The sequence below is a fragment of the Trebonia sp. genome (assembly GCF_049794275.1).
Classification (GTDB): Bacteria; Actinomycetota; Actinomycetes; order Streptosporangiales; family Streptosporangiaceae; genus Trebonia.
In genome coordinates, this window is record NZ_JBARCR010000907.1 from 1 (window position 1) to 6,896 (window position 6,896).

Here is a 6,896-nt window from a genome sequence, read left to right on the forward strand (position 1 = left end):
GGATGGGCGGCGACTACTTCGCGCTCTGCCTCGCCCTGGAGGAACTCGGCCGGGTCGACTCCTCGGTCGCGATCACGCTGGAGGCCGGCGTCTCACTCGGCATCATGCCGATCTACCGGTACGGCACCGAGGCGCAGAAGCGGGAGTGGCTGCCGCCCCTCTGCGCCGGGGAGATGCTGGCCGCGTTCGGGCTGACGGAGCCGGGCGGCGGCACGGACGTGGCCGGCGCCATGCGCACCAAGGCGAGACTAGAGGACGGGCACTGGGTCATCGACGGGACGAAGTCGTTCATCACCAACTCAGGCACCGACATCACCGGCGTGATCGCCGTGGCGGCCCTCACGGGAAGCACGGCCACCGGGACGACGAGTAATGGCAAGCCGGAGATCTCCACGATCCTGGTGCCATCGGGTACGCCAGGCCTCACCGTCGCGAGGAAATACTCCAAGGTCGGCTGGTCGGCGTCCGACACGCACGAGCTGTCGTTCGACGGGTGCCGGGTGCCGGAGGCGAACCTGCTGGGCGAGCGCGGCCGGGGGTACGCCCAGTTCCTGGCGACGCTGGACGAAGGGCGGGTCGCCGTCGCGGCGCTGTCCACCGGGCTGGCGCAGGGGTGCGTGGATGAGTCGGTCGCGTACGTTCGGGATAGAAAGGCTTTTGGCGGTCCCATCGGGAGATTCCAGGCGCTGCAGTTCAAGATCGCCGATATGGAGACCCGCGCCCACAACTCGCGGCTGGCCTGGTATCACGCGGCCGCGCGGATGCTGGCCGGGGAGCCGTTCAAGAAGGAGGCGGCGATCGCCAAGCTGACCGGCTCCGACGCGGCGATGGACAACGCGCGGGACGCGACGCAGGTCTTCGGCGGGTACGGGTTCATGAACGAGTTCCCCGTCGGGCGGTTCTACCGGGACGCGAAGATCCTCGAGATCGGCGAGGGCACGTCCGAGGTGCAGCGCATGCTGATCGCGCGTGAGCTAGGTCTCAGCACCTAAGGTCTCAACACCGGGGGCGTTCGTTAGTTCCGCTTTACAATTACCCGTAAATGTGTGCTGCCTGCGGGGTCCCGACGCACGTCCCCCTCGACGACGTGGGTCAGCCGGCGAAGTTCGCGGCGCTCCGCAACCCCTCGTGCCGGATCTACCTGCTCGGCGGCGCGCTCGCGATGATGGCCGACAACGTCGAGCACGTCATCACGTACTGGGTGCTGTGGGAGAAGTTCCACTCCCCCGCGCTGACCGGCTTCGAGGTGTTCAGCCACTGGCTGCCGTTCCTGCTGCTGTCGCCGTACTTCGGGGCGCTCGCCGACCGGCACGACTGCCGCAAGCTCATCCAGGGCGCGCAGCTGCTGTTCATGTCCGTGTCGGCGTGCTGGGGGCTGCTGTTCGCCACCGGAACGCTCCGGGTCTGGAACGCCTGCGTGCTGCTGGTCCTGCACGGCATGGCGGGCGCGATCTGGATGCCCGCCGAGCAGCTCATGCTGGAAGACTTCGTCGGCCCCGCCGACCTGCCGAGCGCCATCAGGCTGAATTCGACCGCGCGGTCGCTGGGCATCCTGCTCGGGCCGGTCGTCGGGTCGGCGCTGCTGCTCGGGCTCGGGCCGGAACGCGGCATCTTCTGCAACATCGCGATCTACCTGCCGCTGACCGTGCTCATGGCGCGCACCAAGTACACCGGCCACACGCGCGGCGGGATAATCGCGCGGCAGCGGGTGGGCGCGCTCGCCGCGCTGCGAGTGTTCCGCGAGGTCAGCAAGGACCGGGTGATCGTCGCGATGATCGTCCTCGCGGGGCTCGGCTCGTTCTTCGTCGGTTCCGCGATACAGACGGCCATGCCGGCGATCGCCACCAGCATGGACGGCGCCAGCGGCGGCACCGCCTACGGCGTGCTGCTGTTCGCCAACGGCCTCGGCGGGGTGCTCGGCGGGCTGCTGCTCGAGGGCACCGGCTGGCTGCGGCTGTCCGTGCGCGCCGCGATGTGGTCCACCGCGGTCTACGGGCTGTCCTCGGCGCTGTTCGCGTTCAGCCATGACTACCTCGTCGCGGCGCTGCTGCTCGTCGTCGGCGGGATCGCCAACCTGGCCGCGATGTCCATCACGCAGACCGTGGTCCAGTTGCTCGCGCCGCGGGAGAAGCGCGGCCAGGTGGTCGGCCTCTACGGCGTGGCCGCCAACGGGCTGCGCATCGGCAGCGGGTTCACGGTCGGCCTGCTCGGCGCGGTGTTCGGGCTGCGGGTGTCGCTCGGGGTGAGCGCGCTGGCGATGGTCGCCGGCACCGCGGTCGTGGCCGGGTACCTCGCGCTCGGCACCCGTCGCCGGGGGGCGCGCGAACTCGCCGCGGAGCAGGCTGAGGTGGCCGAGGTGGCCGATGCGGCCCAGCGGGGCGAGGTGGCCGAGTTGCCCGAGATGCCGTAAAAGGGGCGAGGTGTCCGGCGGGCGCCGGACGGGCATCTACGGCAGTGTTCCCCCGCGGTCCCCGCCGTTAGATGGAGCTTGACCGATGACAGTCGCAACCCCACGTTCTGCCGGAATATCGGCCCGTCACCCCCTGGCGCCGCTCACCGTGGCGGAGACCGGCATCGCCGCGAAGCTCGCCCTGGCGGCCACCGGTGATGGCGCGCGGCTGGTCTACGTCACCCTCGCGGAGCCGGAGAAGGCCGACGTGCTGGGCTGGGACGGCACCCCGCTGCCGCGCGCGGCGCTCGCCGTCACCTACGAGCGGTCGAAACGGCTGACCTGGATGATCACCGTCTCCCTCGACGAGAACGCGGTCACCGCCAGGGTGCCGGTGCCCGGCGCGCGGCCGCCGATCATGATGGAAGAGTTCACGGCCACCGGCGAGCGGATCAGGGACGACCCGGCGTTCCAGGCGGCGCTCGCCAGGCGGGGCATCACCGACATGTCACGCGTACAGGTCGACACGTGGCCGGCCAGCAACTTCGGCCTCGACGTGGACAAGACAGGGCGGCGGCTCGCCCGCGGCGTCCCCTACCTGCTCGACGGGCCGGGCAGCAACCCGTACGCGAAGCCGGTCGAGAACCTGCTCGCCATCTGGGACATGGACACGTCGGAGATGGTCGAGTTGCAGGACGGCGACATCGTGCCGGTCCCTGCAGCGCCCTGCCGGTATGACGCGGCCAGCTTCCCCGCGGCGCGCACGCTGGCGCCGCTCGAGATCCTGCAGCCGGACGGGCCCGGCTTCACCGTGGACGACGGCTGGCTGCGGTGGGGCCCGTGGCAGCTGCGGATCACCATGCACCCGATCGAGGGCCTGGTGCTGCACGAGGTTTCCTACGTGGCGGGCGAGCGGGTGCGGCCGGTGCTGTACCGGGCCAGCATGGCCGAGATGGTCGTGCCGTACGGGTCGGCGTCGCTGAGCCACTGGTGGAAGAGCACGTTCGACGCCGGCGACGTGGGCCTCGGCAAGATGGCCAATTCCCTCGAACTCGGCTGCGACTGCCTCGGCGAGATCGTCTACCTGGACACGGTGGCCGTGTCAGAGGACGGGGACGCCGCGCCGCTGAAGAACGCGATCTGCCTGCACGAAGAGGATTACGGCATCCTCTGGAAGCACGCCGACCCGCTCAACGGCGTCGCCGAGACGCGCAGGTCGCGGCGGATGGTCGTGTCGTTCGTCGCGACGGTCGGCAACTACGACTACGGCTTCTACTGGTACTTCTACCTGGACGGGACGATCCAGGCGGAGGTCAAGCTCACCGGGATCATCCAGACCCAGGCGGTCGCGCCCGGCACTCGCGTCCCGTATGCCAACCCCGTGACGCCTGAGCTCGCCGGGCCGCACCACCAGCACATGTTCTGCTACCGGCTCGACATGTGCCTGGACGGGCCGGCCAACTCCGTCTACGAGGTCGACGCGGTGCCGGTCCCTGCCGGGCCCGCTAACCCGTACGGGAACTCGTTCACGGCTGAGGCGACGCTGCTGGCCACGGAGTCGTCGGCGCAACGTCTCGCCGCGCCGGAGAAGGCCCGGTACTGGAAGATCGTCAACCACGGCGTGCGGAACGCCGTCGGCGAGCCCGTCGCCTACAAGCTGGTCCCGTCGCACGCGTCGGCGCCGCTGCTCGCCCAGCCGTCGGCGGCGATCACCGCCCGCGCGGCGTTCGCCACCAAGCACCTGTGGGTCACGCCGTACGCCGCCGCCGAGCGGCATCCCGCCGGGGACTTCCCGTACCAGCACCCCGGCGGCGCGGGCCTGCCGGAATGGACGGCCGCCGACCGGCCCGTGACCGACACCGACATCGTGCTGTGGCACACGGTGGGGGTCACCCACTTCTGCCGGCCGGAGGACTTCCCGGTGATGCCGGTGGAATACGCGGGGTTCACGCTGAAGCCGTTCGGATTCTTCGACACGAACCCGGCGATCGACCTGGCCGCGCCGTCCGGGAGTCATTGCCACCTGTTAGAGCGCCGCCACCCGTAGCGTCCCGTCGTGTGCCGCCACCCGTAGAGTGCTGCGCATGCACCTGACTCCCAGGGAAGAGGAGCGGCTGCTGCTGGCGGCGGCCGCGGACCTGGCCAGGCGGCGGCTGGCCCGCGGCACGCGGCTCGGGGCGACCGAGGCGGTCGCGCTGGTCTGCGACGAGATCTGCGAGATGGCCTGGGACGGCGTGCCGCTGCCCGACATCGTGGCCCGTGCGCGCTCGGTGGTGCCTGCCGCCGCGCTGCTGCCCGGGGTGCCGTCGCTTGTTCCCGTGCTGGAGGTGGAGGCGCTGTTCCCGTGGGGCTCCACGCTGGTTCACGTCGATGCCCCGTTCGGGGCGTCTGATTCTTTTCCCGAACGGGCGGGGGCGACTGTCACAGAACCCGGCTACATCGAGCTCGCGGCCGGCCTGCCGCGGCGCACGGTCATGCTGCGCAACACCGGGCCGCGGGACGTGTGGATCTCCTCGCACTTCCCGCTCGACCAGGTCAACCCCGCCGTCGTCGTGGCCGGCGGGCTCGCCGTGGGATGCCGGCTCGACCTGCCCGCCGGGGAGGCGCTGCTGCTGCGGCCCGGCGAGTCGCGGGAGGCGCCCGCCGTGATCGTGGCGTTTCCGTGGGGGACGTCGTGACCCGGGGCTTCGGCGTGACCGGGGCTTCGGCATGACCGCGCTGCCCCGTGGCGAGTACGCCTCGCGGTACGGGCCGACCACCGGGGACCGGGTCCGGCTGGCCGACACGGACCTGTGGGTGGAGGTCGAGGCCGACGACGTGTTCCCCGGCGACGAGCTGATCAGCGGATGCGGCAAGACCTTGCGGGACGGCGTGCTCGCGACGGCGCGGGCGCCCGGCAGGGACCGTGCTTCCGGAAGGGACCGTGCTTCCGGAAGAGACCGTGCTTCCGGAAGAGACAGCGCGCTCGACATGATCATCCCGAACGTGCTCGTGCTCGACCCGCTGCTCGGCGTGCGGAAGACCTCGATCGGGATCGCCGACGGCCGGATCGCCGGGATCGGCCGGGCCGGAAACCCGGACGTGCAGTCCGGCGTGGACCTCGTCGTCGACTCTCATACCGCGATCGTGCCCGGCGAGGGGCTGATCGCCACGGCGGGGATCATCGACTCGCACGTGCACCTGTCAAGCCCGGCGATCGCGCCCGCGGCGCTGTCGTCCGGAGTCACGACGATCGTCGGCATGGGCATGGGCGGCGTCTGGGACGTGGGCGCCAACCCGGCGTACAACATGCGGTCGCTGATCGCCGGGTGGGCCGGGACGCCGCTGAACGCGGCGTTCCTCGCCCGCGGCTCGTCGCGATCTGACGGCCTGCTGGCCGCGGCGGTCGAGTCAGGCTGCGGGGGGTTCAAGGTGCACGAGGACTGGGGCGCCACACCCGCGCAGATCGACACCTGCCTGACCGTGGCGGAGGGCGCCGGCCTGCCGGTGGCCCTGCACACCGACACGCTGAACGAGTCCGGCTACCTCGCCGACACCATCGCCGCCACGGCGGGGCGCACCGTGCACGCGTACCACGTGGAAGGCGGCGGCGGGCACCCCGACGTGCTGTCGATCCTGAACTTTCCGCATGTGCTCGGGTCGTCGACGACGCCGACGCTGCCGCTGACCGTGGCGACGGTCGATGAGCTGCTGCCGATGACGATGACGGTGCACAAGCTGCACGGGCGGCTGGCGTCGGATCGCGGGATAGCGGCGAGCCGGATCAGGCGGCACGGCATCGCGGCCGAGAACCTGCTGCACGACCTGGGCGCGATCAGCATCGTCAACTCCGACTCGATGGGCATGGGCCGGATCGCCGAGGTGGCGCGGCGCACCTGGCAGCTCGCCCACGTGCAGGCGACGCTGGCCGGGGAGACGGGACCGACGTACGCGAACAACTCCCGGGTGCTGCAGTACCTGGCCAAGCTGTCGCTCAACCCGGCGATCGCGCACGGCATGGCGTTGCACGTGGGGTCGCTGGCGGCCGGGCGGCTGGCGGACATCGTGCTGTGGGACCCCGCACGCTTCGGCACCACTCCTGAGCTGGTGCTGAAGTCCGGGTTCGTCGCCTGGGGCGCGTCCGGCTCCGGGTCGGGCTCGACCCGGATCACCCAGCCGCGGTCGATGCGGGCGTACTTCGGCGGGCTCGGCGACGCGCCGCGGTCGCTGTCGGTGCAGTTCGTCGCCGGTGGCGTGCTGTCGAGTTCCGGCCTGCGGGGCTCGCTGCCCGGCGGGGTCCGCTACCTGCCGATCTCAGGGGCACGGGGCCTGACCCGGGCGGACATGGTGCGTAACGAGTTCGTGCCGCACGTCGTGGTGCCGCCAGGGGACGCGCCGGTACTGGTGGGCGGTGCGGAGGTCCCCGTGCACGAGGCGGAGAGCCTGCCGCTGACCCGGCTGCACTACCTGGGCTAGCCGACGGGCGGGGCTAGGCCTCTGGGCTAGCCGGCAGGCAGCGGGTGCGCCT

5 protein-coding genes are annotated in these 6,896 nt (G+C 71.2%); all 5 read left to right on the forward strand.

Annotation, left to right across the window (positions count from 1 at the left end; translation table 11 throughout):
• Nucleotides 1–992 (forward strand): acyl-CoA dehydrogenase family protein (locus WA805_RS23315; protein ID WP_425243404.1); only part of this gene is annotated, 992 nt, incomplete at its 5' end.
• Nucleotides 993–1,087: 95 nt separating this feature from the next.
• Entirely contained in the window at nucleotides 1,088–2,410 is a 1,323-nt protein-coding gene (locus WA805_RS23320) for an MFS transporter (protein ID WP_422326609.1), read from the forward strand.
• 85 nt (nucleotides 2,411–2,495) lie between these two features.
• Nucleotides 2,496–4,436 carry a primary-amine oxidase gene (locus tag WA805_RS23325; protein WP_425243405.1) on the forward strand — a complete coding sequence of 647 codons (1,941 nt, stop codon included), beginning with the start codon at nucleotides 2,496–2,498 and terminating at the stop codon, nucleotides 4,434–4,436.
• A gap of 37 nt (nucleotides 4,437–4,473) precedes the next feature.
• On the forward strand, nucleotides 4,474–5,067 hold the full coding sequence (locus tag WA805_RS23330; protein ID WP_422277505.1) for an urease subunit gamma: 594 nt from the start codon (nucleotides 4,474–4,476) through the stop codon (nucleotides 5,065–5,067).
• A 31-nt stretch (nucleotides 5,068–5,098) separates the two neighbouring features.
• Nucleotides 5,099–6,844, forward strand: coding sequence for an urease subunit alpha (locus WA805_RS23335; RefSeq protein ID WP_425243406.1), 1,746 nt, complete (start codon nucleotides 5,099–5,101; stop codon nucleotides 6,842–6,844).
• The last annotated feature ends 52 nt before the right edge of the window (nucleotides 6,845–6,896 follow it).

Coding starts and splice junctions, on each gene's coding strand:
- WA805_RS23330 (WP_422277505.1), top strand. CDS start 4,474: ATGCACCTGACTCCCAGGGAAGAGGAGCGGCTGCTGCTGGCGGCGGCC.
- WA805_RS23335 (WP_425243406.1), top strand. CDS start 5,099: ATGACCGCGCTGCCCCGTGGCGAGTACGCCTCGCGGTACGGGCCGACC.
- WA805_RS23325 (WP_425243405.1), top strand. CDS start 2,496: ATGACAGTCGCAACCCCACGTTCTGCCGGAATATCGGCCCGTCACCCC.